This is a genomic window from Pseudomonas fluvialis, from assembly GCF_002835605.1.
Lineage (GTDB): Bacteria > Pseudomonadota > Gammaproteobacteria > Pseudomonadales > Pseudomonadaceae > Aquipseudomonas > Aquipseudomonas fluvialis.
The window spans coordinates 148,638-175,297 of the sequence record NZ_PIYS01000014.1; the positions used below are offsets into that span (position 1 = coordinate 148,638).

General features: G+C 62.1%; 29 protein-coding genes and 1 tRNA gene. 10 read left to right on the top strand and 20 right to left on the bottom strand.

The window, feature by feature from the left end; all coding sequences use genetic code 11:
* The 8 genes from CW360_RS08490 to CW360_RS16775 all read right to left on the bottom strand — a co-directional run bounded on the left by CW360_RS08490 (position 1) and on the right by CW360_RS16775 (position 6,598).
* Positions 1-426, bottom strand: coding sequence for a GNAT family N-acetyltransferase (locus CW360_RS08490; RefSeq protein ID WP_101193390.1), 426 nt, complete (start codon positions 424-426; stop codon positions 1-3).
* Complete coding sequence (locus CW360_RS08495) at positions 419-1,585, bottom strand: ribosomal protein uL16 3-hydroxylase (RefSeq protein WP_101193391.1); 1,167 nt, start codon at positions 1,583-1,585, stop codon at positions 419-421. Before CW360_RS08495 ends, CW360_RS08490 begins: the two co-directional genes overlap by 8 nt.
* Positions 1,586-1,696: 111 nt before the next feature.
* The gene (purB, locus tag CW360_RS08500) at positions 1,697-3,067 is read right to left on the bottom strand and encodes an adenylosuccinate lyase (RefSeq protein ID WP_101193392.1); all 1,371 of its coding nucleotides are present in this window, start codon (positions 3,065-3,067) and stop codon (positions 1,697-1,699) included.
* Between the two features lie 66 nt (positions 3,068-3,133).
* Positions 3,134-4,006, bottom strand: coding sequence for a DMT family transporter (locus tag CW360_RS08505; protein ID WP_101193393.1), 873 nt, complete (start codon positions 4,004-4,006; stop codon positions 3,134-3,136).
* Positions 4,003-4,629, bottom strand: a complete 627-nt coding sequence (hflD, locus tag CW360_RS08510; RefSeq protein WP_093986577.1) for a high frequency lysogenization protein HflD — start codon at positions 4,627-4,629, stop codon at positions 4,003-4,005. The genes CW360_RS08505 and hflD overlap by 4 nt, the downstream gene beginning before the upstream one ends.
* Positions 4,626-5,744, bottom strand: a complete 1,119-nt coding sequence (gene mnmA, locus CW360_RS08515; RefSeq protein WP_101193394.1) for a tRNA 2-thiouridine(34) synthase MnmA — start codon at positions 5,742-5,744, stop codon at positions 4,626-4,628. Before mnmA ends, hflD begins: the two co-directional genes overlap by 4 nt.
* 72 nt (positions 5,745-5,816) lie before the next feature.
* Entirely contained in the window at positions 5,817-6,254 is a 438-nt protein-coding gene (locus CW360_RS08520) for an NUDIX hydrolase (protein WP_093986579.1), read from the bottom strand.
* Between the two features lie 122 nt (positions 6,255-6,376).
* Complete coding sequence (locus CW360_RS16775; RefSeq protein ID WP_157825268.1) at positions 6,377-6,598, bottom strand: hypothetical protein; 222 nt, start codon at positions 6,596-6,598, stop codon at positions 6,377-6,379.
* Between the two features lie 47 nt (positions 6,599-6,645).
* Here CW360_RS16775 and icd point away from each other — a divergent pair, with 47 nt between their 5' ends.
* Positions 6,646-7,902: an NADP-dependent isocitrate dehydrogenase gene (gene icd / locus CW360_RS08525; RefSeq protein WP_093986580.1), complete on the top strand. Its 1,257-nt coding sequence runs from the start codon at positions 6,646-6,648 to the stop codon at positions 7,900-7,902.
* Positions 7,903-7,963: 61 nt separating this feature from the next.
* Here icd and cspD read toward each other — a convergent pair whose 3' ends face one another.
* Complete coding sequence (gene cspD / locus CW360_RS08530) at positions 7,964-8,221, bottom strand: cold shock domain-containing protein CspD (protein WP_093986581.1); 258 nt, start codon at positions 8,219-8,221, stop codon at positions 7,964-7,966.
* A gap of 213 nt (positions 8,222-8,434) precedes the next feature.
* Between cspD and clpS the strand changes: the two genes are divergently transcribed.
* Together clpS and clpA are read left to right on the top strand one after the other, a co-directional pair.
* Complete coding sequence (gene clpS, locus CW360_RS08535) at positions 8,435-8,797, top strand: ATP-dependent Clp protease adapter ClpS (RefSeq protein ID WP_093986582.1); 363 nt, start codon at positions 8,435-8,437, stop codon at positions 8,795-8,797.
* Positions 8,798-8,863: 66 nt separating this feature from the next.
* On the top strand, positions 8,864-11,137 hold the full coding sequence (gene clpA / locus CW360_RS08540) for an ATP-dependent Clp protease ATP-binding subunit ClpA (protein WP_101193395.1): 2,274 nt from the start codon (positions 8,864-8,866) through the stop codon (positions 11,135-11,137).
* A gap of 60 nt (positions 11,138-11,197) precedes the next feature.
* Here clpA and infA read toward each other — a convergent pair whose 3' ends face one another.
* The 4 genes from infA to trxB all read right to left on the bottom strand — a co-directional run bounded on the left by infA (position 11,198) and on the right by trxB (position 13,948).
* Complete coding sequence (infA, locus tag CW360_RS08545) at positions 11,198-11,416, bottom strand: translation initiation factor IF-1 (protein WP_002553999.1); 219 nt, start codon at positions 11,414-11,416, stop codon at positions 11,198-11,200.
* 101 nt (positions 11,417-11,517) lie between these two features.
* A complete protein-coding gene (locus CW360_RS08550; RefSeq protein WP_093986653.1) occupies positions 11,518-12,225 on the bottom strand; it encodes an arginyltransferase in 708 nt (235 codons plus the stop codon).
* Positions 12,226-12,292: 67 nt separating this feature from the next.
* A complete protein-coding gene (aat, locus tag CW360_RS08555) occupies positions 12,293-12,994 on the bottom strand; it encodes a leucyl/phenylalanyl-tRNA--protein transferase (RefSeq protein WP_101193396.1) in 702 nt (233 codons plus the stop codon).
* Between the two features lie 3 nt (positions 12,995-12,997).
* The gene (trxB, locus tag CW360_RS08560; RefSeq protein ID WP_101193397.1) at positions 12,998-13,948 is read right to left on the bottom strand and encodes a thioredoxin-disulfide reductase; all 951 of its coding nucleotides are present in this window, start codon (positions 13,946-13,948) and stop codon (positions 12,998-13,000) included.
* Between the two features lie 234 nt (positions 13,949-14,182).
* On the opposite strand from trxB, the gene CW360_RS08565 reads away from it, so the two are divergent.
* From CW360_RS08565 to cysG, 6 genes are all read left to right on the top strand, one after another.
* Positions 14,183-16,585, top strand: a complete 2,403-nt coding sequence (locus CW360_RS08565; RefSeq protein ID WP_268237299.1) for a DNA translocase FtsK — start codon at positions 14,183-14,185, stop codon at positions 16,583-16,585.
* Between the two features lie 19 nt (positions 16,586-16,604).
* Positions 16,605-17,225 (top strand): outer membrane lipoprotein periplasmic chaperone LolA, encoded by a 621-nt coding sequence (gene lolA, locus CW360_RS08570; protein ID WP_101193398.1) that lies wholly within the window; start codon positions 16,605-16,607, stop codon positions 17,223-17,225.
* Positions 17,226-17,228: 3 nt separating this feature from the next.
* Positions 17,229-18,551 (top strand): replication-associated recombination protein A, encoded by a 1,323-nt coding sequence (locus tag CW360_RS08575; protein ID WP_101193399.1) that lies wholly within the window; start codon positions 17,229-17,231, stop codon positions 18,549-18,551.
* Positions 18,548-18,922: a fluoride efflux transporter CrcB gene (crcB, locus tag CW360_RS08580; RefSeq protein WP_101193400.1), complete on the top strand. Its 375-nt coding sequence runs from the start codon at positions 18,548-18,550 to the stop codon at positions 18,920-18,922. Before CW360_RS08575 ends, crcB begins: the two co-directional genes overlap by 4 nt.
* Positions 18,923-19,018: 96 nt before the next feature.
* Entirely contained in the window at positions 19,019-20,296 is a 1,278-nt protein-coding gene (gene serS, locus CW360_RS08585; protein ID WP_101193401.1) for a serine--tRNA ligase, read from the top strand.
* A 118-nt stretch (positions 20,297-20,414) separates the two neighbouring features.
* The gene (gene cysG, locus CW360_RS08590) at positions 20,415-21,803 is read left to right on the top strand and encodes a siroheme synthase CysG (protein WP_101193402.1); all 1,389 of its coding nucleotides are present in this window, start codon (positions 20,415-20,417) and stop codon (positions 21,801-21,803) included.
* A gap of 74 nt (positions 21,804-21,877) precedes the next feature.
* Here the strand turns inward: cysG and CW360_RS08595 are convergent, their stop codons facing one another.
* The 6 genes from CW360_RS08595 to CW360_RS08620 all read right to left on the bottom strand — a co-directional run bounded on the left by CW360_RS08595 (position 21,878) and on the right by CW360_RS08620 (position 24,977).
* Positions 21,878-22,855: a glycosyl transferase family protein gene (locus CW360_RS08595; protein ID WP_101193403.1), complete on the bottom strand. Its 978-nt coding sequence runs from the start codon at positions 22,853-22,855 to the stop codon at positions 21,878-21,880.
* The gene (locus tag CW360_RS08600; RefSeq protein WP_093986592.1) at positions 22,852-23,166 is read right to left on the bottom strand and encodes a TusE/DsrC/DsvC family sulfur relay protein; all 315 of its coding nucleotides are present in this window, start codon (positions 23,164-23,166) and stop codon (positions 22,852-22,854) included. Before CW360_RS08600 ends, CW360_RS08595 begins: the two co-directional genes overlap by 4 nt.
* Entirely contained in the window at positions 23,163-23,465 is a 303-nt protein-coding gene (gene tusB, locus CW360_RS08605) for a sulfurtransferase complex subunit TusB (protein ID WP_093986593.1), read from the bottom strand. Before tusB ends, CW360_RS08600 begins: the two co-directional genes overlap by 4 nt.
* Entirely contained in the window at positions 23,462-23,821 is a 360-nt protein-coding gene (gene tusC / locus CW360_RS08610; protein WP_101193404.1) for a sulfurtransferase complex subunit TusC, read from the bottom strand. The genes tusB and tusC overlap by 4 nt, the downstream gene beginning before the upstream one ends.
* The gene (tusD, locus tag CW360_RS08615; RefSeq protein ID WP_101193405.1) at positions 23,821-24,213 is read right to left on the bottom strand and encodes a sulfurtransferase complex subunit TusD; all 393 of its coding nucleotides are present in this window, start codon (positions 24,211-24,213) and stop codon (positions 23,821-23,823) included. Before tusD ends, tusC begins: the two co-directional genes overlap by 1 nt.
* A 95-nt stretch (positions 24,214-24,308) precedes the next feature.
* A complete protein-coding gene (locus tag CW360_RS08620; RefSeq protein WP_101193406.1) occupies positions 24,309-24,977 on the bottom strand; it encodes a Bax inhibitor-1/YccA family protein in 669 nt (222 codons plus the stop codon).
* A 210-nt stretch (positions 24,978-25,187) separates the two neighbouring features.
* On the opposite strand from CW360_RS08620, the gene CW360_RS08625 reads away from it, so the two are divergent.
* A tRNA-Ser gene (locus CW360_RS08625) sits at positions 25,188-25,275 on the top strand.
* A gap of 35 nt (positions 25,276-25,310) precedes the next feature.
* Here CW360_RS08625 and CW360_RS08630 read toward each other — a convergent pair.
* Positions 25,311-26,642 carry an IS4 family transposase gene (locus CW360_RS08630; protein ID WP_170307333.1) on the bottom strand — a complete coding sequence of 444 codons (1,332 nt, stop codon included), beginning with the start codon at positions 26,640-26,642 and terminating at the stop codon, positions 25,311-25,313.
* Positions 26,643-26,660: the final 18 nt, after the last annotated feature.

Here is a 26,660-nt window from a genome sequence, read left to right on the forward strand (position 1 = left end):
TCAGTGGCTTTCGCGCAGCATATCCACATGGGGGATGCCGGCTTCCAGGTATTCATCGCTGACTATCCGAAAGCCTAGTCGTTCGTAGAACGCTGTGGCGTGAACCTGAGCGCTGAGGCGTTGCTGGCGCAGACCGCGTTGTTCGGCCTCGGCAATGGCCGCCTGCATGAGTCGTTCGCCGACCTTGAGACCGCGCCAGTCGCGAAGTACCGAAACCCGACCGATATGCCCATCGCTGAGCAGGCGTGCGGTGCCTATCGGGTAGTCATCCTCAAGCGCCAGGAAATGGATGGCCTGGCTGTCCTCGCTGTCCCATTCCAGTTCGGGGGCCACACTCTGTTCGTTGATGAAGACCGCCTCGCGGATGCGTCGCAGTGCGGCATTATCCTTGTGCCAGTCGGCCAGGCGTACGTGAACTTTACTCATCGGCAAACTCCAGGCTGCCTTGCTTGATCAGTTCCAGAAGCAGGGTATGGGCTTCTTCCTGCTGCAACCATGGCGCCAGGTTGTCGGCGTGCAGCGCCGGAGCCTGACAGAGTAGCTGGAGCAGTTCGCGCAGCTCACCACCCAGCAGGCGGCCCTGGCCGCTGGCGAACAGCATCAGCTCGTCACCCAGTTCCGCCCAGGCCAGGCGCGCGCTGGGATTGCGCACCAGCATGGCGCCTTCATCCAGTGCCTGCTGCAGTTGCGAGGCTTGCAGGTCCTCGCCCTGCAGCAGTTCCGGGTAGCGCGGTTCGGTCATGAACTGGCCGAACCAGGCCATCAGCAGGCGGTCATCCTGCAAGTGCTGATTGAGCAGGCCACGCAGGCGCTGCAGTGCGTCAGCCTGGATTTGCTGGGGCTCGCCGCCAGGTTGCAGGTCGGCGTCGGCATAGCGCTCTTCGTCGGGGAGGAACTGCGCGACGAAATCTGTGAAGTGCACCAGCACTTCGCTGGCACTGGGGGCGCGGAAGCCTACCGAATAGGTCATGCAGTCATCTTCGGCGATACCGTAATGCGCCAGTCGCGGGGGTAGGTAGAGCATGTCGCCGGGCGCCAGCAGCCATTCGTCGGTTTGCTGGAAGTCGGCCAGGATGCGCAGGTCCGGATGATCGAGCAGCGCGCTGTCGCTGTCGCACATCTGGCCAATCCGCCAGCGGCGATGGCCGTGACCCTGGAGGAGGAATACGTCGTAGTTATCGAAGTGTGGTCCGACTCCGCCACCCGGTGCGGCGTAGCTGATCATCACGTCGTCGATACGCCAGCTGGGCAGGAAGCGGAAGTGCTCAAGCAGTTCGGCCACTTCCGGCACGAATTGGTCGACGGCCTGTACCAGCAGGGTCCAGTCGCGTTCGGGGAGCTGGCTGAAACTGTCTTCGGCAAACGGTCCGCGGCGCAGCTCCCAGGGCTGCGCGCCATGCTCGATGATCAGGCGTGATTCGACGCAGTCTTCCAGGGACAGTCCGGCCAATTCATCGGGGCTTAACGGGCTTTCGAAGTCCGGGAACGCCTGGCGCACCAGCAGCGGCTTTTTCTGCCAGTAGTCGCGCAGGAACTGGCGAGGCGTCAGGCCGCCGAGAAGTTGCAGGGGGGTGTCGGCATTCATGTCGGTGTCCTTGAAGAAAGACGCCCGGTATTGCCGGGCGTAGCGCGTGACGACAGGCTGAGCACCTGACCTTGTTGGGCAAGGTCAGGTGTTGTCAGGGGCACGGCAGGCTCAGATGCGCTTGGCCTGGGCGATAGCGTTGCCGATATAGCGCGCCGGCGTGAGCTCCTTGAGCTCCTCCTTGGCAGCGGTCGGCATGTCCAGGTCGTCGATGAAGGTCAGCAGCGCGTCGGGGCTGATGCCCTTGCCGCGGGTCAGCTCCTTGAGCTTCTCGTAGGGGTTCTCGATGGCGTAGCGGCGCATCACGGTCTGGATCGGCTCGGCCAGGACTTCCCAGCAGGCGTCCAGGTCTTCGGCGATGCGCGCTTCGTTCAGCTCCAGCTTGCCGATACCCTTGAGGCTGGCCTCGTAGGCAATGACGCTGTGGGCGAAGCCGACACCCAGGTTGCGCAGCACGGTGGAGTCGGTCAGGTCGCGCTGCCAGCGGGAGATCGGCAGCTTGCTGGCTAGGTGCTGGAAGATCGCGTTGGCGATGCCCAGGTTGCCTTCGGAGTTCTCGAAGTCGATCGGGTTGACCTTGTGCGGCATGGTCGAGGAGCCGATTTCACCCGCCACGGTCTTCTGCTTGAAGTAGCCGAGGGAGATGTAGCCCCACACATCACGGTCAAAGTCGATGAGGATGGTATTGAAGCGGGCAATGGCGTCGAACAGTTCGGCGATGTAGTCGTGCGGCTCGATCTGCGTGGTGTAGGGGTTCCACTGCAGACCCAGGTCGTCCTCGATGAACTGCTTGGCGTTGGCTTCCCAGTCGATCTGCGGGTAGGCGGACAGGTGGGCGTTGTAGTTGCCTACGGCGCCGTTGATCTTGCCCAGCAGCGGTACGGCGGCTACCTGTGCGACCTGCCGCTCCAGGCGGTAGACCACGTTGGCCAGTTCCTTGCCCAGAGTGGTCGGCGAGGCCGGCTGGCCATGGGTGCGCGAGAGCATGGGGACGCTGGCGAACTTGACGGCCAATGCGCGGATGGCGTCGGCGATCTGCTTCATCAGCGGCAGCAGAACGGTGTCGCGGCCTTCGCGCAGCATCAGGGCGTGGGACAGGTTGTTGATGTCCTCGCTGGTGCAGGCGAAGTGGATGAATTCGCTGACCGCGGCCAGTTCCGGCAGCTTGGCGGCCTGCTCCTTGAGCAGGTATTCCACGGCCTTGACGTCGTGGTTGGTGGTGCGTTCGATCTCTTTCACACGCTCGGCGTGTTCGATGGCGAAGTTCTCCGCCAGCTCGTTGAGCAGGGCGTTGGCTGCGGCGGAGAAGGGCGCCACTTCGGTGATGCCTTCATGGGCGGCCAGGCGTTGCAGCCAGCGGACTTCGACCAGAACGCGATTACGGATCAGGCCGTACTCACTGAAGATCGGGCGCAACGCTGCAGTTTTGCCGGCATAGCGGCCATCGACGGGGGAAACGGCGGTGAGCGAGGAAAGCTGCATGGGGCGTTCTCGGCAGTGGGTCGGCGAAAAGGGCGCGCATTATACCTGAAACTCGAGGTGGCGAGCTTAGCGGGTGGTGCGGCTCCGCCAGAGGCTTAGCAGGCTGGCAGTGAAAATCAGTGCGGCACCGAGCAGCGAACTGCTGTCCGGCGTTTCGCCCCAGCGCCACCAGGCGATCAGCCCGGCGAAAACAATCGCCAGATAGGCAAAGGGGCCGATGCGTCCGGGAGGGGCCAGCGAATAGGCCTTGGACATGATGATCTGGCTGACCGTCGCCAACAGGCCAACGCCTAGCAGCAGCCATAGTTGCTGGGCCTGCAGGGGCTGCCAGGCCCAGGTCATGGGAATCGCGGAGAGCAGGGTGCTGAACAGAGCGAAGTAAAACACCATGCGAAAAGCCGGTTCGGTGTCGCTCATTTCACGGATCGAGACGAAGGCAAAGGCGGCCAGAATGCTGGCTGCCAGGCCGACCAGTGCCTGGCCTTGCAGTAGGGCGCCGGATGGCTTGGCGACCAGTAGCACGCCGGCCAGGCCGATCAGGCTGGCCAGCAGCATGCGCGCATTGAGGGGTTCCTTCAGCCACCACCAGGCAATCAGTGGGGTAAACAGGGGGGCTGAGTAGGTGAACAGCATGGCGTCAGCCAGGGGGAGGTGGGCGATTGCATAGAAGAAGCAGTACATCGCCGCCAGGCCGTAGGTGGTGCGCCACAGATGCGACTTCAGGCGTGTGGTGCGCAGAGGGGCAAGCCCCTTGAAAAGCAGCAGGGGCAGAAAGAACAGGACGCCAATCAGATTGCGGAAGAACACCACCGACTCGTTGTTCACGCTGCTGGAGGCTTCGCGGATCAATACGCCCATCAGAGCAAACAGCAGTGCCGACAGGGTCAGCAGCGCCGCGCCATGCAAGGGGCGGACGCTGCGTGTGGTGGTTTCCTTCATGCCTGGTCGCGCAGCCGTGGGTAGATTGCCTGCAGCAGTTTCTGGCGACTGAACACCAGTTGCCAGCGATGGCCGCCGAGCTGTCGCCACAGTCGGGCGCAGCGAATGCCGGCCAGTAACAAAGCGCGAATGCGTGCGGCATTGTCCGGTTGCTGCAGGAAGCGCATATCACCGTGTACCTGGATCCGCTGGCGGAAGGTGCTGATGGTGTCCTGATATAGACCGCCGCATGCGGCGATCACATTGGCATGGGTCAGCCCGAAGTGTCCCACCTGTTGTTCGATCTGTTGCAGGCGCTGGCCAATGATCTGCAGCAGGTCGTCACGCTTGGCCAGTTGGCGCTCCAGCATCAGCAGGGCCAGGGCGTAGCGCAGCGGTTCACGTTGCAGGCTGCTGCTGTTGCGCTCCAAAGCGCCAGCCAGGGCTTTGTAGCCTTCGCGCAGGTTGAGGTCGTCACCGCCAAAGACTTCCAGGGTGTTTTGCGGGTCGCGTACCAGTAGGCTGCCTAGCAGGCAGCTGAGTTGTGCTTCCGGTGCCTGGCCGGTGCGCGCAATGCGATCGGCCAGTGCGGCGGCAGTAAACACCCCGCCCAGCGCGAGCAGTTGTTCGTCAAGACGATTCATGCCGGGCGCCCCGAGCCAGGCAAAGGTTCGGCCTGTTCGATGACGCCGCCGCCCAGGCACAGCTCGCCGTCGTAGAACACCACCGACTGGCCGGGTGTTACGGCACGCTGTGGCTGATCAAAGACTACCCGGTAACCCTCTGCGCTCTGCTGCAGTGTGCAGGCCTGGTCGGCCTGGCGGTAGCGCACCTTGGCAGTCAGGCGGCGTGGCTCGTTCAGGTGCAGCGGGTTGATCCAATAGATCTGCGAGGCAGTCAGCGCCGGCGAATACAGCCAGGGATGCTCGTTACCCTGGCCGACGACCAGCACATTGCGCGTCAGGTCCTTGTGCAGCACGTACCAGGGCTCATCGCTGGCGTTCTTCATGCCGCCGATGCCCAGCCCCTGGCGCTGGCCGATGGTGTGGTACATCAAACCGTGGTGGCGGCCGATGACCTGGCCGTCGGTGGTTTCGATGTCGCCCGGCTGGGCGGGCAGGTATTGCTTGAGGAAGTCGCTGAAGCGTCGCTCGCCGATGAAGCAGATGCCGGTGGAGTCCTTCTTCTTGGCGGTGGCCAGTTGGTACTTCTCGGCGATGGCGCGTACCTGGGGCTTTTCCAGTTCGCCTACCGGGAATAGCGTGCGGCCGATCTGTTCGCCGCCCACTGCGTGCAGGAAGTAACTCTGGTCCTTGTTCGGGTCGAGGCCTTTGAGTAGTTCACTGCGCCCGTCGACGTCGCGGCGCCGCACGTAGTGGCCGGTGGCGATCAAGTCAGCGCCGAGGCTCAGGGCATAGTCGAGGAAGGCTTTGAACTTGATCTCGCGGTTGCACAGGATGTCCGGGTTTGGTGTCCGCCCGGCCCTGTATTCGGCGAGAAAATGCTCGAACACGTTGTCCCAGTATTCGGCGGCAAAGTTGGCGGTATGCAGTTTGATACCGATCCGCTCGCATACGGCCTGGGCGTCGGCCAGGTCATCCATGGCGGTGCAGTATTCGGTGCCGTCGTCTTCCTCCCAGTTCTTCATGAACAGGCCTTCGACCTGATAGCCCTGTTCCAGCAGGAGCAGGGCCGAGACGGAGGAGTCGACGCCGCCGGACATGCCGACGATGACTCGGGTATTGGCTGGTACGGACATGGCAAGAGCACGCTTGGATCAAAGGCGCCGATTCTAACAGAAGGGGGGCGCCGGGTTGCCAGCCGCGTGCGCTCAGCGGATCAGACTGAGCGGATGACGATGCCCGCTGAGGTAGTCATCGATGCAGCGCAGTACCAGTTCGCTACGCCAACGCTCCGCTTCGCCAAGTAGTTGTTCGCGGGTCATCCAGCACGGCCCGACAATGCCGTCGTCCAGTTGGCGTTCCGGATGGTGTCTGCGGGGTTTGGCGGCAAAACAGACGCGTTGATAGGTCACGCCATTGCTGGGTGCGGTGTACAGATAAATGCCCACTACGGCAAAGGGTTCGACTTCCCAGCCGGTTTCCTCCAGGGTTTCGCGGATGGCTGCCTGGATCAGACCTTCGTCGGCTTCCAAATGCCCGGCAGGTTGGTTTAGAACGATACGCTGGTTGGCCTGCTCTTCGACCATAAGGAACAGGCCGTCGTTTTCAACGATGGTGGCAACGGTGACGTGAGGGGTAAAGCGCATGGATATCTCCCGAACTGGGCGCCCAGTGTGATGTATCGGGCGAGGGACGTGCGGCGATGAATTTTGCAACTATTCTGGAGGAGGCGTGGTCATCGTCAGCAGGATTTTGCTTTTCATTATCTTCAGGCTGTTGCCGGGCGACGATGACCAAAAGCAAAAAAGTCGGCGTGTATTGATAGGTTTTTGTAGGTTCTCTGTAGTTTGACTACAAAACCTTGCAAGGCCCGTTTTTCACGCAGGCGAGCAGTAGGGAGGTGGGCGTTGGCGCGTAAAAGTGCGTGACTTTCTGTAGAAAAACTACAAGAATGCAGTGCCTTTCCGAGACCCATAAATTCAGCCTTCATGCCATCCGCATGAAGGTATGTCAGACCAGAAAACAACGGAGTCCAGCATGGGATACCAAAAGATCCAGGTGCCTGCAGTCGGTGACAAAATCACCGTCAATGCCGACATGTCCTTGAACGTACCGAACAATCCGATCATTCCCTACATCGAGGGTGACGGTATCGGTGTCGACATCAGTCCGGTGATGATCAAGGTGGTCGATGCCGCCGTTGAGAAGGCCTACGCGGGCCAGCGCAAGATCGCCTGGATGGAAGTCTATGCTGGCGAGAAAGCCACCCAGGTCTATGATCAGGACACCTGGCTGCCCAAGGAAACCCTCGAAGCCGTGCGCGACTACGTGGTGTCGATCAAGGGCCCGCTGACCACGCCGGTAGGGGGTGGTATCCGTTCGCTGAACGTCGCGCTGCGTCAGGAGCTTGACCTGTATGTCTGCCAGCGTCCGGTGCGCTGGTTCACTGGCGTGCCCAGCCCGGTCAAGAAGCCGGGCGATGTCGACATGGTGATCTTCCGCGAGAACTCCGAAGATATCTACGCGGGTGTCGAGTGGAAGGCTGGCAGCCCTGAGGCCGAGAAGGTCATCAAGTTCCTCACCGAGGAAATGGGCGTCAAGAAAATTCGCTTCACCGAGAATTGCGGTATCGGCATCAAGCCGGTTTCCCTCGAGGGCACCAAGCGCCTGATGCGCAAGGCACTGCAGTATGCGGTAGATAACAACCGCAGCTCGGTGACTATCGTGCACAAGGGCAACATCATGAAGTTCACCGAAGGTGCCTTCAAAGAGTGGGGCTACGAGGTGGCGCGCGACGAGTTTGGTGCCGAGCTGCTGGATGGCGGCCCGTGGATGCAGTTCAAGAACCCCAATACCGGCAAGAATATTGTGGTTAAAGACGCGATTGCTGACGCCATGCTGCAGCAGATCCTGCTGCGTCCGGCCGAGTACGACGTGATCGCCACCCTGAACCTCAATGGTGACTACCTGTCCGACGCCCTGGCGGCTGAAGTCGGTGGTATCGGTATTGCTCCGGGTGCCAACCTCTCGGATACCGTAGCCATGTTCGAGGCTACTCATGGTACTGCGCCGAAGTATGCCGGTCTCGACAAGGTCAACCCGGGTTCGCTGATTCTTTCTGCCGAGATGATGCTGCGTCACATGGGCTGGACCGAAGCGGCTGATCTGATCATCAAGGGCACCGAAGGCGCCATCGCGGCCAAGACCGTGACCTACGACTTCGAGCGTCTGATGGAAGATGCCAAGCTGCTGTCCTGCTCCGAATTCGGTGATGCGACCATCGCGCACATGTAATTCGCTTGCTGGTAAACAACAAGGCCGCTGATTTCAGCGGCCTTGTTGTTTATGCGTTATTTCAGGCTTCGGCGGTATGGCGCAAAGGTGCTGTGGTCTGTGCTTCGCCGCTGCTGGTAACGGCGCGGATATTGACCGCATGCAGGCCCTTGGGGCCCTGAATGATTTCGAACTGAACCGGCTGTCCGGCCTTGAGGGTCTTGTATCCGTCCATCTCGATGGCGGAATAGTGTGCGAACAGGTCCTCATCGCGACCTTCGGCGAGGACGAAGCCATAGCCTTTGGCGTTGTTGAACCACTTGACCTTACCACTGAGCATGCTGTCATCCCTCTGCAAAGGACCCCATGGCTGGGGTATCATCCACCCTGAATCCGATCTGGCGTGGTCACGCTGTGCCTGGATCGAACCCTGCACTACCCGGTCACGGGTATGCACTGTTTTTATCATTCTTTTGACGTTAGTCAAGGCGCTATGCTGTGCCTGTGCGCAGGCGCGCAAACCTGACGGCCATTCGCAGGTGGTTTTCTCGAAATGAGTACAACCTTTCAATTTCGCCCATTGCGCGCGCAGGGGCCGCAACAGCCGGCTGAGCATGACGCCGACGACCTGTTGCTGGAGGAGGCTCGGCCGAGCCTGCAAGCGCCCCCCATGTACAAGGTGGTCATGCTCAACGATGACTACACGCCAATGGATTTTGTCGTGGAAGTTCTCGAAACATTTTTTGGCCTGCAGCGTGAGGCGGCAACGCGCATCATGCTGGCAGTGCATACCGAAGGGCGGGCGGTATGCGGACTGTTTACCCGCGATGTGGCAGAAACCAAGGCCATGCTAGTGAATCAGTACGCGCGCGAATGCCAGCATCCGCTACTCTGTGAAATAGAGAAAGACGGCTAGCAGCGGCCTGTGGTCAGGCTGAGCTGATGGTCGAGCAGGCTTGGGTCGGGACGATGAGGTGAAGTTATGTTGAATCGTGAGCTGGAAGTCACCCTCAATCTCGCTTTCAAGGCGGCGCGTGCCAAGCGCCATGAATTCATGACGGTCGAGCATTTGCTCCTGGCGTTGCTCGACAATGATGCCGCGATGCACGTACTGCGTGCCTGTGGGGTCAATCTGGAGCGCCTGCGTCGTGAGTTGCAGGAGTTCATCGACTCCACGACGCCGTTGATTCCCACGCAGGATGAAGAGCGCGAAACGCAGCCCACCTTGGGTTTCCAGCGCGTGCTGCAGCGCGCGGTGTTTCATGTACAGAGTTCGGGCAAGCGGGAGGTGACCGGCGCCAATGTGCTGGTGGCCATCTTCAGCGAGCAGGAGAGCCAGGCGGTATTTCTGCTCAAGCAGCAGAACGTGGCGCGTATCGATGTGGTCAATTTCATTGCTCATGGCATTTCCAAGGTGCAGGGGCCTCATGAGCAGCCGGATGCCGAACAGGAAAGCCAGGATGAAGAGGGCGGTGAGGTGGTCAGCGCCAGTAATCCGCTGGAAGCCTATGCGTCCAACCTCAATGAGCAAGCGCGTCAGGGGCGGATTGATCCGTTGGTTGGCCGTGAGCCTGAAGTGGAGCGCGTAGCGCAGATCCTGGCGCGTCGGCGTAAGAACAACCCATTGCTGGTGGGAGAGGCCGGTGTGGGTAAGACGGCCATCGCCGAAGGCCTGGCCAAGCGCATTGTCGATGGTCAGGTGCCGGACTTGCTGACTGACAGCGTGGTCTATTCCCTTGATCTCGGCGCTTTGTTGGCGGGCACCAAGTACCGTGGTGACTTCGAGAAGCGCTTCAAGGCCTTGCTCAACGAGTTGCGCAAGCGCCCACAGGCCATCCTGTTCATCGACGAGATCCACACCATCATTGGTGCTGGTGCCGCGTCCGGGGGCGTCATGGATGCCTCCAATCTGCTCAAGCCGCTGCTCTCCTCGGGGGAGATTCGCTGCATTGGTTCGACGACCTTTCAGGAGTTTCGTGGGATTTTCGAGAAGGATCGTGCCTTGGCGCGGCGCTTCCAGAAGGTCGATGTGGTTGAGCCGTCGGTCGAGGATACGGTCGGCATCCTGCGTGGCCTGAAGGCGCGTTTCGAGGAGCATCACCATATCCAGTACAGCGACGAAGCCCTGCGTGCGGCGGCTGAGCTGGCGGCGCGCTATATCAATGACCGGCATATGCCGGACAAGGCGATCGACGTGATTGACGAGGCGGGCGCCTATCAGCGCCTGCAGCCGGAAGACAAGCGAGCCAAGTGCATCGATGTCGCTCAGGTCGAGGATATCGTGGCGAAGATCGCGCGAATTCCGCCGAAGCATGTCAGCAGCTCGGACAAGGAGTTGCTGCGCAATCTGGAGCGTGACTTGCGCCTGACGGTGTTTGGTCAGGACGAGGCGATCGACTCGCTGGCTACCGCCATCAAGTTGTCGCGGGCTGGGCTCAAGTCGCCTGACAAGCCGGTGGGTTCTTTCCTGTTCGCCGGCCCCACCGGGGTGGGCAAGACCGAGGTGGCGCGGCAGCTAGCCAAGTCACTGGGTGTGGAGTTGCTGCGCTTCGACATGTCTGAATACATGGAGCGGCATACGGTGTCGCGGTTGATTGGTGCGCCGCCTGGCTACGTTGGCTTCGATCAGGGGGGCTTGCTTACCGAGGCAATCAGCAAACAGCCGCATTGTGTATTGCTGCTCGATGAGATCGAGAAGGCGCATCCCGAGGTCTTCAACCTGTTGCTGCAGGTAATGGATCACGGCACCTTGACCGATAACAACGGGCGTAAGGCCGACTTCCGCAACGTGATTCTGGTGATGACCACCAATGCCGGGGCAGAAACCGCTGCACGTGCTTCCATGGGCTTTACCCAACAGGATCACTCCTCGGATGCCATGGAGGTGATCAAGAAGGGGTTCACTCCAGAGTTTCGCAACCGCTTGGATGCAATCATCCAGTTTGGTCGCCTGAGCCACCAGGTCATCAAGAACATCGTCGACAAGTTCCTGGTGGAGCTGCAGGCGCAGCTTGAGGATAAGCATGTGCAGCTGGATGTCAGCGAAGCGGCGCGTGACTGGCTGGCCGAACACGGTTATGACCCGCAGATGGGGGCACGGCCGATGGCACGACTGATCCAGGACAAGATCAAGCGGCCCTTGGCCGAGGAGATCCTGTTTGGTGAGTTGGCAGAAGGCGGCGGGTTGGTGAGGGTCGAGCTGGAGGGCGAGAGCCTGGCCTTTCATATCGAAAGCACGCTGCCACAGCCAGCCTGAGGTTGTTGTACGCAACGCAAAACGCCCGGCTTGACCGGGCGTTTTGTTGACTGCCTGAGATCAGCGGGCGCGGTAGGTAATGCGGCCCTTGCTCAGGTCATAGGGCGTCAGCTCCACGCGGACCTTGTCGCCAGTCAGAATGCGGATGTAGTTCTTGCGCATCTTTCCGGAGATATGCGCGGTAACGACGTGCCCGTTTTCCAACTCCACGCGGAACATGGTGTTGGGCAGGGTGTCGACGACAGTGCCTTCCATTTCGAAGCTGTCTTCTTTCGACATGCAGTAAAGCCCTCGGTAACCAATGAGTGGCCTGGCGCATGGCGCGACAGGCAAAAACGGCGTGCATTGTGCACGAAATAAGGGTAGGACGCCAAGGGGCATCAGTTGGCTTGCAGCCATTGCTGGCGAATCAGCAATTGCAGCGGGCGGTATTCGCTCTTGTAATTCATCTTGCGGCAGTTCTTGATCCAGTAGCCTAGGTACAGGGCTTCCAGGCCCAGGCGGCGGCACTCTTCGATCTGCCAGAGAATGGCAAAGCGTCCCAGGCTGCGTGCTGCCTGGTCGGGGTCGAAAAAGGTATAGACCGCTGAGAGGCCGTTGGGCAGGACGTCGGTCACGGCTAGGGCCAGTAACTCGCCTTGCAGGCGAAACTCATAAAAACGCAGGAAATCCAGGTTGCGAACCAGGAAACTATGGAACTGCTCGGGGCTTGGGGGGTACATGTCACCGTCGGCGTGTCGGCTGTCGATGTAGCGCGCATACAGGCGGTAATACTCCTCGCTGAAGATGGGGAGTGCTGCTTGTACCTGCAGGTCGCGATTGCGTTGCAGGATTCTCCGCTGGCTGCGGTTGGCGCGAAACTGGGCGGCCGGGATACGTGCCGCCACGCAAGCCTGGCAGTGTTGGCAGTGAGGGCGATACAGGTGATCGCCGCTGCGCCGGAAACCTCGCTCGGAGAGCGCCGCATAGAGTTCGGCAGACATTGGCAGGCTGGGGTCAAGGAAAAGCGTAGTGGCCTGTTGCTCCGGCAGGTAGCTGCAGGGGTGTGGCTGGGTGGCGTAGAACTTCAGTTCGCTCAGCTCGGTCATGCGCGCCTCGTACATGGCGGGTGGCCGGTGGGTCAGGTGGCCTGCGAGGGCCTGTGTTCAGTGTATGTCAGTGACTGTTGTTTGTCGGCGTGGCCTGCCAGCAATCCGGCTGATCGAGACAATCCTGCAGGTACTGGGCGAAGCGCTGCCGGGAAATTTCTTCGGCGCCGAGGCTGTGCAGGTGTGCCGTGCTCATCTGACAGTCGATCAGCTGGCAACCGCCCGCGGCAAGGCGCTGCACCAGATGGACAAAGGCAATCTTGGACGCGTTGGTGCAGTGGCTGAACATCGATTCGCCGAAGAACAGCTGTCCCATGGCCAGGCCATACAGGCCGCCGACCAGTTGGTCGTCCAGGCGCACTTCCACGGAGTGGGCAATGCCGCGCTGGTGCAGTTGCAGGTAGGCGGCCTGCATGTGCTCGGTAATCCAGGTGCCGTCGGCGTCGCGCCGTGGCCCCGCGCAAGCGCTGAGTACGGCGGCGAAGTCCTGGTCGAAGGTCACGCGGAAACGCTGTTGGCGGAGCAGCTTGGCCAGGCTGCGCGAAACGTGCAGATGCTGGGGGAGCAGCACGCAGCGCGGGTCGGGCGACCACCAGAGGAGCGGTTGGCCCTGCTGGTACCAGGGAAAGCAGCCGTGCCGGTAGGCGGCAATCAGCCGTTCCACCGAGAGATCACCACCCGCTGCCAGCAGGCCGTTGGGCTCGCGCCAGGCCTGCGACAGGGGAGGGAAGTGCAGTGACTCGCGATCGAGCCAGGTCAGGGTCGGCACTGATCAGTGATCGTCGAGGTACTTTTCGGCATCCAGTGCGGCCATGCAGCCGGTTCCGGCGGAAGTGATCGCCTGGCGATAGACCTGGTCAGCCACGTCGCCGGCGGCAAACACGCCTTCGATACTGGTGGCGGTGGCGTTGCCCTGATTGCCGCCCTGGATCAGCAGGTAACCGTCGTTCATCTCCAGTTGGCCCTTGAACAGATCGGTATTGGGTTTGTGGCCGATGGCGATGAACACGCCGGCCAGGGCCAGCTCGCTGAGGCTGTTGTCCTGGGTGCTTTTCAAGCGTACCCCGGTCACCCCGCTGGCATCACCCAGCACCTCATCGAGGGTGGTGTTCCAGTGCAGGCGTACATTGCCGTTGGCGGCGCGCTCAAGCAGCTTGTCCTGGAGGATTTTCTCGCAGCGCAGCTTGTCGCGACGGTGGATCAGGTGCACTTCCTTGGCGATGTTGGCCAGGTAGAGCGCTTCTTCGACGGCTGTGTTGCCGCCGCCGACCACGCAGACCACCTGGTTGCGGTAGAAGAATCCATCGCAGGTAGCGCAAGCGGATACGCCCTTGCCCATGAAGGCTTCTTCGGAAGGCAGGCCCAGGTACTGAGCGCTGGCGCCGGTGGCGATGATCAGCGCGTCGCAGCTATAGCTGCCGCTGTCACCCTTGAGCAGGAACGGCTTGCTGCCCAGTTCGGCGGTATGGATGTGATCGAAGAGGATCTCGGTATCGAAGCGCTCGGCGTGCTTTTGCATGCGTTCCATCAGCGCCGGACCGGTCAGGCCTTCGACATCACCAGGCCAGTTATCGACTTCGGTGGTGGTGGTCAGCTGGCCGCCGGGCTGAATGCCGGTGATCACCAGCGGCTTGAGGTTGGCGCGCGCAGCATACACGGCAGCGGTGTAGCCCGCGGGGCCGGAGCCCAGGATGATCAGACGTGAATGCTTGACTTCGCTCATAGAAAAACCTCATAAGTCTTTGTCGCAAAAGGAAAAGCGTGCGCGTATCGCGCGCCGCGCGAAAAACTGTCGGGTATGCTACACCGAAGCGGCCGAGCTGCGGGAGCTTGTCTGGAACTGCGCGTGGCGCTGCTGGTCGAACGGCAGCGCATGGCAAGCGTCCGGCAAACCCGTACAATGCCGGCCAGGTATTGTGTTTCAGGCGTCCCTGCGCACCCAAGGAATCGTTGCGTTTTGAAGAGCACCCCGAAAACCCAGGCGCTGCCGCAATGGCGGCAACAGTTGCACTACCGGCTCAAGGAGGGCGCCTTGATCGCCTTCGTCGCCTTGTGCCTGTTCCTCTTGATGACCTTGATGACCTACAGCATCAATGATCCGGGCTGGGATCATAATGTGCGTGTGGCGCAGATCCAGAATGCCGGTGGAGCCATCGGTGCGTGGATTTCCAGCATCCTGTTCATGGCGCTGGGCTATTTTGCCTTTCTCTTTCCGCTGCTGCTGGGGATCAAGGCCTGGCAGGTATTTCGCCAGCGCCACCAGCCGTTTCAATGGAGTGGCTGGCTGATTTCCTGGCGGGGCATTGGCCTGGTGCTGCTGGTGATTTCCGGCTCGGCGCTGGCCTATATCCATTTTCAGAGCAACAGTGAATTGCCGGCTTCGGCGGGCGGGGCGCTGGGGGAAAGCATTGGCCAGCTGGGCATCCAGATGCTCAATGTGCAGGGCAGTACGTTGCTGTTCCTCGCGGTGTTCCTGTTCGGCTTGACCGTGTTTGCCGATTTCTCCTGGTTTCGCCTGATGGACCTGACCGGCAAAATCACCCTCGACCTGATCGAGCTGGTACACAGCCTGATTACCCGCTGGTGGGAGGCGCGTCTGGAACGCAAGGCGCAGCAGGCCCAGTTGCGTGAGCTGGACTCGGTAGTCGCCGAGGTGGCCGCGCCGGTACTCAGCGACAAGCGTGAGCAGGCTCGGGTCAAGGAACGCCTGCTGGAACGCGAGGAAGCCCTGACCAAGCACATGCACAGCCAGGAAAGCCGCGCACCGGTGGTGATTGCCCCGCCCGTGGAAAGCAAGCCGGCGGCGCCGAGCAAGCGTGTGCTCAAGGAAAAACAGGCCCCGCTGTTTGTCGACAGCGCCGTCGAAGGTACCCTGCCGCCGATTTCCATCCTCGATCGTGCCGAGAAAAAGCAAAAGAGCTTCTCGCCTGAGTCGCTGGAGGCCATGTCGCGCCTGCTGGAGATCAAGCTCAAGGAGTTCGGCGTCGAGGTGGTGGTCGAGTCGGTGCATCCGGGGCCGGTGATCACCCGCTTCGAGATCCAGCCGGGCGTGGGCGTCAAGGTCAGCCGCATTTCCAACCTGGCCAAGGATTTGGCGCGTTCGCTGGCGGTGATCAGTGTGCGCGTGGTTGAGGTGATTCCCGGCAAAACCACGGTGGGCATCGAGATTCCCAACGAGGACCGGCAGATCGTCCGCTTCTCCGAGGTGCTGGAGTCCAGCGAATACGACGACGCCAAGTCGCCGGTGACCCTGGCGCTGGGTCACGATATCGGCGGGCGTCCGGTGATTGCCGACCTGGCGCGTATGCCGCACCTGCTGGTGGCCGGTACCACCGGCTCCGGTAAGTCGGTGGGGGTCAATGCGATGATCCTGTCGATCCTCTTCAAGTCCACGCCGGAAGAGGCGCGGCTGATCATGATCGACCCGAAGATGCTTGAACTGTCCATCTACGAGGGCATTCCCCACCTGTTGTGTCCGGTGGTGACCGACATGAAGGAGGCCGCCAACGCCCTGCGCTGGTCGGTGGCCGAGATGGAACGGCGCTACAAGCTGATGGCAGCGATGGGCGTGCGTAACCTGGCCGGCTTCAACCGCAAGGTCAAGGATGCCCAGGAGGCCGGCCAGCCGCTGCATGACCCGCTGTACAAGCGCGAGTCGATGGATGACGAGCCGCCTTACCTGAAGACCTTGCCGACCATCGTGGTGGTGGTGGATGAATTCGCCGACATGATGATGATCGTCGGCAAGAAGGTCGAAGAGCTGATCGCGCGCATCGCCCAGAAGGCACGTGCCGCCGGTATCCACCTGATCCTCGCCACCCAGCGCCCGTCGGTGGATGTGATCACCGGCCTGATCAAGGCCAACATCCCCACGCGCATGGCGTTCCAGGTGTCGAGCAAGATCGACTCACGAACCATCCTCGACCAGGGCGGTGCCGAACAGCTGCTTGGCCACGGCGACATGCTTTACCTGCCGCCGGGCACCGGCCTGCCGATCCGCGTACACGGTGCCTTCGTCTCCGACGACGAGGTGCATCGCGTGGTGGAGGCCTGGAAGCTGCGCGGTGCACCGGACTATATCGAGGACATCCTCGCCGGAGTCGAAGAGGCTGGCAGCGGCTTTGAGGCCGGCAGTGGCGAGGGCAGCGAAGGCAGCGAGGAAGATCCGCTGTATGACGAGGCGGTGGCATTCGTTCTGGAAAGCCGCCGCGCGTCCATTTCGGCCGTGCAGCGCAAGCTGAAGATCGGCTACAACCGGGCGGCACGCATGATCGAGGCCATGGAAATGGCCGGCGTGGTCAGCTCTATGAATACCAACGGCTCGCGCGAGGTGCTGGCACCCGCGTCGATGCGTGACTGATGTGCTGACGAGGAAGCCCATGCGCCTGATCCTGACTGCTGTTGTTGCCCTGACCTGGCTGTTTGCCGGCCAGGCTTATGCCGATGCGGCGACTGCCCGTCTCAGCGATCTGCTTGGCAAGGCAGAAACCCTCAGCGGGCGCTTTTCCCAGCTGACCCTGGACGCCTCGGGCACCCACCTGCAGGAGGCCACCGGGCAGATGGAGCTCAAGCGCCCCGGGCTGTTCCGTTGGCACACCGATGCGCCGCTGGAGCAGTTGCTGGTCAGCAACGGCCAGCAGGTCTGGCTGTATGACCCGGATCTGGAGCAGGTAACCATTCAGCAGCTCGATCAGCGCCTGACCCATACCCCGGCGCTGCTGCTGTCCGGCGATGTGTCGAAGATTGGTGAGAACTTCACCATCGAGTTCAAGGAAGCCGGCGATGTGGTGGACTTCATCCTGCGTCCGAAAGCCCGCGATACGCTGTTCGACACGCTGCGCCTGTCGTTTCGCGGTGGGCTGATCAACGACATGCAGCTGATCGACAGCGTAGGGCAGCGCACCAATATCCTGTTCATGGGCGTGCAGCTGAATCAGCCGCTGGCTGCCGAGCGTTTCACCTTCGAGATCCCGGCCGGGGTCGATGTGATCCAGCAGTAAGCCATGCAGCTGTTTGCCCCGGCCGCGCCGCCACAGCCCCTGGCTGCGCGCATGCGCGCCAGCTGCCTGGATGAATATGTCGGCCAGCAGCACCTGCTGGCGCCGGGCAAGCCGCTGCGCGAAGCGCTGGAACACGGCGCGCTGCACTCGATGATCTTCTGGGGGCCGCCCGGGGTGGGCAAGACTACCCTGGCGCGCCTGCTTGCGCAGGTCAGTGATGCGCACTTCGAAACGCTCTCGGCGGTGCTGGCCGGGGTCAAGGAAATCCGCCAGGCCGTTGAAGTGGCTCGCCAGCAGGCGGCCATGGGGCGGCGCACCATCCTCTTCGTCGACGAAGTACATCGTTTCAACAAGAGCCAGCAGGATGCCTTTCTGCCCTACGTGGAAGACGGCACCGTGCTGTTCATCGGCGCGACCACGGAAAACCCTTCGTTCGAGTTGAACAATGCCTTGCTCTCGCGGGCGCGGGTCTATGTGTTGCAGAGCCTGGATGAGGCCGCGATGCAGCAGCTATTGCAGCGTGCACTCAGCGAGTCGCGCGGGCTGGGCGATCGCCATTTGCGCCTGGGCGATGCGGCTGCGCAGTTGTTGATCAGCGCGGCCGATGGCGATGGCCGTCGCCTGCTCAACCTTTTGGAAAATGCCGCCGACCTGCTGGAGGACGGTGGGGAAATCGACCCGGCGCTGTTGCAGGGCCTGCTGGGCGATGGCCGGCGACGCTTCGACAAGGGTGGCGAGGCCTTCTACGACCAGATTTCCGCGTTGCACAAGTCGGTGCGTGGCTCCAATCCCGATGCGGCGTTGTATTGGTACGCGCGCATGCTCGATGGCGGCTGCGATCCGCTGTACCTGGCGCGGCGTGTGGTGCGTATGGCCAGCGAGGACATCGGTAATGCCGATCCGCGTGCGCTGACCCTGTGCCTGAATGCTTGGGATGTGCAGGAGCGCCTGGGCAGCCCCGAGGGCGAGTTGGCGGTGGCGCAGGCGATTGTCTACCTGGCCTGTGCGCCAAAGAGCAATGCCGTGTACATGGCCTTCAAGGCAGCGATGCGCGATGCTGCCGACTTGGGCTCGCTGGAAGTGCCGCTGCACCTGCGTAACGCCCCCACCAAGCTGATGCGGCAACTGGGTTACGGCGAGGAATACCGCTACGCGCATGACGAGCCGGACGCCTATGCCGCGGGTGAGGATTATTTCCCCGAAACGATGGCACCGCGTCGTTACTACGCACCTGTGCCGCGCGGATTGGAAGTGAAGATCCGCGACAAATTGGCCCACCTGGCTGCGCTGGATGCGGCAAGTGTGCGACAAAGGAGAAAACCGTGATCAAGGTTCTGCTGGCGGTCGCGGCGGGTGGCGCGTTGGGTTCCAGCCTGCGCTTCCTGGTCAGTGCCTGGGTGGTGGCGAACTGGCCGCGTCACTATTACCTGGCGACCCTGGGGGTCAATCTGCTCGGCTGTTTTGCCATCGGTTTTCTGGCCACCCTGTTTGTCCTGCGTAGCGACCTGCCACTGCCTTTGCGCACGGGCCTGCTGGCCGGGGTGTTGGGTGGCCTGACGACGTTTTCCAGCTTCAGCCTGGAGTTGCTCAAGCTGGCCGAGGGCGGCCAGTACGCAGTGGCTGCCGGCTATTTGCTGGGCAGTGTGGCGGGGGGCTTGCTGGCCGCCTGGCTGGGCATGTGCCTGGCACGCTGCTGAGGAAAAACGCTGGCTTGCGCCGGCAGACTCCGTAAACTGCCGGGCATGGCGCCTGGCGCGCATTTATCTGATTGACCTGTTTTGAGATAGCCAACCATGCTCGATTCCAAACTCGTACGTTCGCAGCTCTCTGATGTGGCCGCACGCCTGGCCACCCGTGGCTTCCAGCTCGACGTCGCGCGTTTCGAAGCGCTCGAGGCGCAGCGCAAGACCGTGCAGACCCGCACCGAACAACTGCAGGCCGAGCGCAATACTCGCTCCAAGGCCATTGGTCAGGCCAAGGCGCGTGGCGAAGATATCGCCCCGTTGCTCGCCGAAGTCGACCAGATGGGCAGTGACCTGGAATCTGCCAAGCGCGAGCTGGAAACCATCCAGGCCGAGCTGGACAACCTGCTGCTGAACATCCCCAACCTGCCGCACGAATCGGTGCCGGTCGGTGCCGACGAAGACGGCAACGTCGAGGTGGCGCGCTGGGGTAATCCGCGCAGCTTCGACTTCGCGATCAAGGATCACGTCGCCCTCGGCGAGCAGCATGGCTGGCTGGACTTCGAGACCGCCGCCAAGCTCTCCGGCGCGCGTTTCGCCCTGCTGCGCGGCCCCATTGCCCGCCTGCACCGCGCCCTCGCGCAGTTCATGATCAACCTGCACACCGGCGAGCATGGCTATGAAGAAGCCTACACGCCTTACCTGGTGCAGGCTCCGGCGCTGCAGGGCACCGGCCAGCTGCCGAAGTTCGAGGAAGACCTGTTCAAGATCAGCCGCGAAGGCGAGGCGGACTTCTACCTGATCCCGACCGCCGAAGTGTCGCTGACCAACATCGTTTCCGGCGAGATCCTCGACGCCAAGCAGCTGCCGCTGAAGTTCGTCGCCCACACCCCGTGCTTCCGCAGCGAGGCCGGCGCTTCCGGTCGCGACACCCGCGGGATGATCCGCCAGCACCAGTTCGACAAGGTCGAGATGGTGCAGATTGTCGAGCCGAGCAAGTCCTTCGAGGCGCTGGAGAGCATGACCGGCAACGCCGAGCGCGTGCTGCAGCTGCTCGAACTGCCGTACCGCAAACTGGCCCTGTGCACCGGCGACATGGGTTTCTCCGCCGTGAAGACCTACGACCTGGAAGTCTGGGTGCCGAGCCAGGACAAGTACCGGGAGATTTCCTCCTGTTCCAACTGTGGCGACTTCCAGGCGCGGCGCATGCAGGCGCGCTACCGCAACCCGGAAACCGGCAAGCCGGAGCTGGTGCACACCCTGAATGGCTCGGGACTGGCCGTGGGCCGCACCCTGGTTGCCGTGCTGGAAAACTATCAGCAGGCCGATGGGCGCATTCGCGTGCCGGAGGTGCTCAAGCCCTACATGGGCGGTGTGGAGTTGATCTGAGTTGCTCGCGGAATGCTGTGCATGACGCGCGCCATGCGCCATCAGCCCGCCAAGTCCGTAGCAGGTACGTCGTCGGCGTGGCTCGCCGGTATCGAATTCGTTAACTGAGGCTGTCGTCATGGATTACCTTCCGCTGTTTCACAATCTGCGCGGGCGCACCGTTTTGGTGGTCGGCGGTGGCGAAGTCGCGCTACGCAAAGCGCGTCTGCTCGCCGATGCGGGTGCCTGCCTGCGTGTGGTGGCACCCGAGGTGCGTGAGGAGCTGCAACAGTTGGCCGCCGAGAAGGGTGGTCAGGTGCTGTTGCGCGGCTACGCCGACGAAGACCTGGCGGATATCGGCCTGATCATTGCGGCGACCGATGACGAACCGCTGAATGCGCGGATTTCCGCCCAGGCGCAGGCGCGTGGCATCCCGGTCAATGTGGTGGATGCCCCGGCGCTGTGCAGCGTGATTTTCCCGGCGATCGTCGATCGTTCGCCGTTGATTGTCGCGGTGACCAGCGGCGGCGATGCGCCGGTGCTGGCACGCCTGATCCGCGCCAAGATCGAAACCTGGATTCCCTCGACCTATGGTCAGCTGGCCGGCCTGGCCAAGCGTTTCCGTCAGCAGGTCAAGGCGCTGTTCCCCGATGTGCAGCAGCGTCGCATGTTCTGGGAAGATGTGTTCCAGGGGCCGATTGCCGAGAGTGTGTTTGCCGGCAAGCAGCAAGAAGCGGAACGCCTGCTGGCCGAACGCGTGGCCGGCGCCACGGCGCAGCAGGTCGGTGAGGTCTATCTGGTGGGCGCCGGCCCGGGCGACCCCGACTTGCTGACCTTCCGTGCCCTGCGCCTGATGCAGCAGGCTGACGTGGTGCTCTACGACCGCCTGGTGGCAGCGCCGATCATCGAGCTATGCCGACGCGATGCCGAGCGTATCTATGTCGGCAAGCAACGTTCCGATCACACCCTGCCGCAGCAGCAGATCAACCAGTTGCTGGTCGAGCTGGCCCGCGAGGGTAAGCGCGTGTTGCGTCTGAAAGGCGGCGACCCGTTCATTTTCGGGCGGGGTGGTGAAGAAATCGAAGAGCTGGCGGCACAGGGTATTCCCTTCCAAGTGGTGCCGGGGATTACCGCGGCTTCTGGCTGCGCGGCCTATGCCGGTATTCCGCTGACCCACCGTGATCATGCGCAATCGGTGCGTTTCGTTACCGGGCACCTCAAGGAAGGGCATTGCGACCTGCCCTGGGCAGAACTGGTCGCACCCGGCCAGACGCTGGTGTTCTACATGGGGTTGGTGGCCCTGGAGCAGATTTGCAGCCAGTTGATCGCCCATGGCCGTGCCGCCGATACGCCGGTGGCGCTGGTGCAGCAAGGCACTACGGCCGAGCAGCGCGTCTATAGCGGTACATTGGCCGACTTGCCGCAGCGTTTGCAGGGTCAGCCGGTGAAGGCGCCTACCCTGGTGATCGTCGGTGAGGTGGTTAGCCTGCGCGACAAGCTGGCCTGGTTCGAAGGTGCCGATGGCTGAAAACCCGGCAGCGCTGGGTTATTCAGCCGTCTGGGCGCCCCGCAAGGTACTACTGGGGCGCCTTGCTGCGTGAGTTAGCGCGGGCGTTGCTGCCATAGCTCGGCGGCACGTTGCAGCGCCGCTTCACGTTGCATGCCGAGACCACGCAGGGCCAGCGCCATGCTGCCGAGCACTGCTTGCTCGCCGTAGTCATTGTGCTGTTCACCCCGCCAGAAACTAACTAACTGGCTGACCTCCAGGTGTGCGGGCTTGACATGCCGCTGGCTGGCCATGGCCGGCCACTGCTCATCCCAGGCCAGACCGTCGGTGGTGCCGAACAGCTGGCAGGGGCTGTCCGGGTTCACTTCAATCTCGCCGCCTTCGCCCTTGATTACCAGTGCACAATCGCCGAGCAGACGACTGGCCTCGCGGTGGCTCTCCTGGTAACCCGGATGAAAGATGCTTTGCAGGCCACAGCGTGCGCCCAGCGGGTTGATCAACCGGGCCAGCGAGTGAATCGGCGAGCGCAGGCCGAGAATATTGCGCAAGTCGATCATCTGCTGCAGCGGTGCACACCAGTCGCCCAGCGGCATGAAAGCCGGCTGGCGGTTGTCCAGTGCCTGCGCCACGGCCTGCCAGTCATGGCACAGGGGAATTTCCAGCAATTCCAGCAGCTGTTCGCTGTACAGGCGTCCGGCGGTATGCAGGCCACCACCGTGCATGAACAGGCGCACGCCACCGGCCGCCAGGGCCTTGGCGGCCAGCAGGTACCAGGGCAGGTGGCGTTTCTTGCCGGCATAGCTGGGCCAGTCGATGTCCACCTGCAGGTCGGGTACGTTCAGGCTGGCGCGCACCGCTTCGGTAAAGCCGGCGAGTTCCGCCGGGCTTTCTTCCTTGTGGCGTAGCAGCATGAGAAAGGCGCCCAGCTGGCTGTCCAGCGCCTGCCCGCTGAGCAGCAGGTGCATCGCCTCACGGGCTTCCTCGCGGGTCAGGTCGCGGGCGCCTTGCTTGCCCTTGCCGAGAATGCGCACGAAGGGGGCGAAGGGATGTTCCACCGGCATGGCAGGTTTCATAGGCAGTTACTCGGTTTGGGCAGGCCGGCCAGCTTGGCGGCCAGTTTGGCGGGCGTGCCCTTGAACAGGCGGTTGAGATACAGGCTGTTGCCTTTGTCCGGGCCCAGCTGCTGGGCCACGTAGCGCACCAGCGCACGGTTGGCCGGCGACAGTTGAAACTGGGCGTAGAAGGCCCGCAGCAGATTGAGGATTTCCCAATGCGCCTCGCTGAGTTGGAGGTCTTCGCGGGCGGCCAGTTGCTCGGCGACGGTGCACGACCAGTCGTCCAGATTGCACAGGTAACCGTCCTGATCCAGCGGCGGCATGCTCATAGCCAGCTGTTGCTCCGCGCATAGTCGAGGGTCAGCGCCACGAAGGCCGGGTAGTCGACCACCTGCAGACGTGCCGGCCAGTCGTGCAGGCCACGTGCATCGAGGTCTTCCTGCAACGCGTAGAGGGCGATCTGTTCCGGCATCAGCTCCAGGGCCTGGCGGGGCGCGCAGTCGGGGTTGAGGGCGTATACCGCATCGCCACACAGCAACAGGCCGTCACCTGGGCTGAGCAGGCGCAGGCAACTGGCCAGGCGCTGGTCGGCAAACGGCGAAGTACTGAGGATATGCAAGGTCGTCACAGGGTCACCAGCAGGTCATGGTACGCCAGTAGCTGGCGTACCTCTTCATCATCCAGTCGCTGTACCGGCAGGCCGAGTTCAGCGTGTTGTAGACCGCGTTCGGTGAGGCTGCGCTGGCTGGCATACAACTGCTCGATGCCGAACAGCGGCAAGGCCTGCAGGTTGGCGCCAAGGTCTTTTTGCTGAAGCTGCTGCGGCTGTTGGCCGCTGGTCAGTTGCAGCACGCCGTCATCGAGAAACAGCAGGCTCAGCGGCAGGTCGAACGCTCCGCCAGCCAGAGCCAGGTCGAGCGCCTCGCGTGCGGCGGGGCCAGCCCAGGGCGCCTGGCGGCTGATCAGTAGCATGGAACGGGCCATCAGTCGCCTCCAAAACAGACCAGGCGGTCGGCCTGCTGCGCCGCTTCGTGTAGCTGGCCCAAACCGGACAGGCTATAGCCGGATGCCAGTGTGGCGGCCGGGCGCCCATAGCGCTGGGCTTCCTGGCTGTCCAGCAAACCGCGGCGCAGCGCGGCGGCAATGCACACCACGGCATCCAGCTGGTGGCGTTCGATGAACTCGCGCCAGGCGGCCGGCAGGTCAAATTCGTCCTGGGCCTGCACCTGGCTGTTGCTGGCGATGCTCACGGCATCCTGATAGAAAAACAGCCGGTTGATCTGGTGGCCGCCGGCCAGAACCGCCTCGGCAAAGCGCAGGGCACGCCGGGCACTGGGCTGGTGGCTGGCAGCAAAAAGGGCTATCACGAACTGCATGGTGGCTCCCGCGAAATCAGCTGGCAATCATACCCAGACAGGCATGAAAAAGCCCGCGCTGCAGGGCAGGGCGGGCTTTGCCAGCGGTGGGCTGATCAGTCGTCGCCACCGGCCAGGCCGACCAGTTGCAGCAGGCTGACGAACAGGTTGTAGATCGATACATACAGGCTGATGGTGGCCATGATGTAGTTGCGCTCGCCGCCGTGGATGATCGCGCTGGTCTGGTAGAGGATGCACACCGAGGAAAACAGCACGAAGCCGGCGCTGATGGCCAGTTGCAGACCGCTGATCTGGAAGAAGAAGCTGGCCACCACGGCACCGAGCAGGACAAAGAAGCCCGCGGTGATGAAACCGGAGAGGAAGCTCATGTCCTTGCGGGTGGTCAGTACGTAGGCCGACAGACCGCAGAACACCAGGGCAGTCATGGCAAATGCCGCGCTGATCACTTCGCCGCCGTTGGCCATGCCCAGGTAGCGGTTGAGGATCGGGCCGAGGGTGTAGCCCATGAAGCCGGTCAGGGCGAAGGTGGACAGCAGGCCCCAGGCCGAGTCACGCAGCTTGACGGTGAGGAAGAACAGGCCGTAGAAGCCGATCAGCACCACGAAGATGCTCGGATAGGCGACCTGCATTTGCTGGGCGATGAAGGCCACCAGGCCGCTGAACGCCAGGGTCATGGCCAGCAGGGCATAGGTATTGCGCAGCACACGGCTGACATCCTGTTGTTCGACCAGTGCCTGGTCGAGAGTAAATTCGCGTTCTTGCATGGTGGGCATCTCCTTGTCAGTGCTCAGGCCTGGCGGCCGGGCAGGGGCCGGCGGCAAGGGTTGCAGCGATCATAGCAAAGCCTGCTGACAGGCCAATGCCGAGTGTTTGTCGATGTGTTGCATATCGCGCTCAGTCAAGCCTTTGCCGCGCCACAAGTTTGCGGTAGGATTGCGCCCAGTTCGCGACAGCGTCGCAACGACCTACCTATTGGAAGCGTGGCCGAGTGGTTTAAGGCAGCGGTCTTGAAAACCGCCGACGGGCAACTGTCCTAGAGTTCGAATCTCTACGCTTCCGCCATTTACAAAAAAGCCCTGCACGTGCAGTAATGCTGTTCACTTAAGCGGAGCAGCCTTTCGATCCACTGGATAACGGGTCTTTGAGATCTTCACCGTCCTTGGTCTTGATGGCCTTGGACGGTGATCCAGAAACAGCCCACCGATTCCTGCTCTCAGCTCCGACAATCGTGTTCCTGTTGCTGAAATCGGGTTGGCCGCCGCCATCACGATCAATTGCACGGCGATGTATTGAGCTACTGGTTTGAAGCGGATGTCGCCCGGAGAGCGGCCGAAGGCGACGGCTGCCTGACCGGCTTCGCGGCGGATGATGTTGTAGGCCAACAACAAGCCCCAGACCTCCTGGTAGACCAGCTCCGTTACCTTGCTGCGCAGGGTCATCGCATTCTGCTGCAGAGAGCTTTTGATATCCCGGAAGCCCAGCTCGATCTCCCAGCGCTCCTGATACAGCTTGGCGATGGTCTTGGCGCTGTAAGTATCCGCAGGCAGCGAGGTGAGCACTGTCTTGATCTTGTCCTTCACGGCGTAGCTGACTTCACGTACCTCCCAGTGCGTCGGCAGGTCGGGGTTGCGCTTTCGTGCCTGTGCCGACACCTTCATGCGCAGCAAACGATCGCCCTTGCCGTAACGAGCGACTTCCTCGCCAACCAGCCCTTGGCGGGCCGGAATCAGCCAGTGCCGGCTTTCCCCTGCGGCGCCCAGGCGCAACAGCAAGTCGGCACTCCAGAAGCCCTTATCGAACAGCGTCACCGACTGATTGGGAATCTGCTGCATAAACTCATCGGCCAAGCGCATCTCACTGCGCCGGTAGGGACTCACCTGCGCATCCAGAATCAGGTGCGAGCGCACGTTCATCAGGGCTACCAGTCGCAGCATGGGAAACGGCGTCTGGCGCTCGGTGGAGGTATTGCCGGAGCCGAAATGCTCTCGGAGTTCAGGCGTGTCTGGGGTGCGCAGGAGTGCGCCATCCACGGCCAATACTTGCAGGCCCTGCCAGGTATCGCCCTCATAGCGCTCGCAACCCCACTGGTTACCCGTCTGACGAAACAGCCACTCAACCGGATCGGCACCCAATCGTTTACGCGCCTCGGTGACACCGCTTCGGGCCAGCAGGTCGTGAGAGGCCAGCCCCTGGGCACAGATATTCAGGCGTCGTGCGACCTCATGCACCGGCTCGTCACGGAACAAGGCCATGCCAAGCACCAGCCAGAGCACCTGATCGCTGGGCAGACGCCGCCGCCTTATGGTGGCCTGGGCGGACAAGTCCAGAGCGGATGCCACCCACTCGATCGGGATGTTTTGGGTGAAGGTGCTCAGATCCGAGAAGTTGAACAGTTCACCTAAGTCGAGCAGTTGCTGTTGCAGAGACATAAAAAATCCGATGCCAGG

Bases quoted from the DNA above. Each gene is read 5' to 3' on its own strand.
- CW360_RS08595 (WP_101193403.1), bottom strand. From the start codon at position 22,855: ATGAAACCTGCCATGCCGGTGGAACATCCCTTCGCCCCCTTCGTGCGC.
- hflD (WP_093986577.1), bottom strand. From the start codon at position 4,629: ATGAATCGTCTTGACGAACAACTGCTCGCGCTGGGCGGGGTGTTTACT.
- tusD (WP_101193405.1), bottom strand. From the start codon at position 24,213: ATGCAGTTCGTGATAGCCCTTTTTGCTGCCAGCCACCAGCCCAGTGCC.
- infA (WP_002553999.1), bottom strand. From the start codon at position 11,416: ATGTCGAAAGAAGACAGCTTCGAAATGGAAGGCACTGTCGTCGACACC.
- CW360_RS08505 (WP_101193393.1), bottom strand. From the start codon at position 4,006: ATGAAGGAAACCACCACACGCAGCGTCCGCCCCTTGCATGGCGCGGCG.
- cspD (WP_093986581.1), bottom strand. From the start codon at position 8,221: ATGCTCAGTGGTAAGGTCAAGTGGTTCAACAACGCCAAAGGCTATGGC.
- tusC (WP_101193404.1), bottom strand. From the start codon at position 23,821: ATGGCCCGTTCCATGCTACTGATCAGCCGCCAGGCGCCCTGGGCTGGC.
- CW360_RS08620 (WP_101193406.1), bottom strand. From the start codon at position 24,977: ATGCAAGAACGCGAATTTACTCTCGACCAGGCACTGGTCGAACAACAG.
- mnmA (WP_101193394.1), bottom strand. From the start codon at position 5,744: ATGTCCGTACCAGCCAATACCCGAGTCATCGTCGGCATGTCCGGCGGC.
- cysG (WP_101193402.1), top strand. From the start codon at position 20,415: ATGGATTACCTTCCGCTGTTTCACAATCTGCGCGGGCGCACCGTTTTG.
- CW360_RS16775 (WP_157825268.1), bottom strand. From the start codon at position 6,598: ATGAAGGCTGAATTTATGGGTCTCGGAAAGGCACTGCATTCTTGTAGT.
- CW360_RS08630 (WP_170307333.1), bottom strand. From the start codon at position 26,642: ATGTCTCTGCAACAGCAACTGCTCGACTTAGGTGAACTGTTCAACTTC.
- CW360_RS08550 (WP_093986653.1), bottom strand. From the start codon at position 12,225: ATGACCGAGCTGAGCGAACTGAAGTTCTACGCCACCCAGCCACACCCC.
- clpS (WP_093986582.1), top strand. From the start codon at position 8,435: ATGAGTACAACCTTTCAATTTCGCCCATTGCGCGCGCAGGGGCCGCAA.
- CW360_RS08495 (WP_101193391.1), bottom strand. From the start codon at position 1,585: ATGAATGCCGACACCCCCCTGCAACTTCTCGGCGGCCTGACGCCTCGC.
- lolA (WP_101193398.1), top strand. From the start codon at position 16,605: ATGCGCCTGATCCTGACTGCTGTTGTTGCCCTGACCTGGCTGTTTGCC.
- clpA (WP_101193395.1), top strand. From the start codon at position 8,864: ATGTTGAATCGTGAGCTGGAAGTCACCCTCAATCTCGCTTTCAAGGCG.
- icd (WP_093986580.1), top strand. From the start codon at position 6,646: ATGGGATACCAAAAGATCCAGGTGCCTGCAGTCGGTGACAAAATCACC.
- trxB (WP_101193397.1), bottom strand. From the start codon at position 13,948: ATGAGCGAAGTCAAGCATTCACGTCTGATCATCCTGGGCTCCGGCCCC.
- purB (WP_101193392.1), bottom strand. From the start codon at position 3,067: ATGCAGCTTTCCTCGCTCACCGCCGTTTCCCCCGTCGATGGCCGCTAT.
- CW360_RS08575 (WP_101193399.1), top strand. From the start codon at position 17,229: ATGCAGCTGTTTGCCCCGGCCGCGCCGCCACAGCCCCTGGCTGCGCGC.
- CW360_RS08490 (WP_101193390.1), bottom strand. From the start codon at position 426: ATGAGTAAAGTTCACGTACGCCTGGCCGACTGGCACAAGGATAATGCC.
- CW360_RS08600 (WP_093986592.1), bottom strand. From the start codon at position 23,166: ATGAGCATGCCGCCGCTGGATCAGGACGGTTACCTGTGCAATCTGGAC.
- serS (WP_101193401.1), top strand. From the start codon at position 19,019: ATGCTCGATTCCAAACTCGTACGTTCGCAGCTCTCTGATGTGGCCGCA.
- CW360_RS08520 (WP_093986579.1), bottom strand. From the start codon at position 6,254: ATGCGCTTTACCCCTCACGTCACCGTTGCCACCATCGTTGAAAACGAC.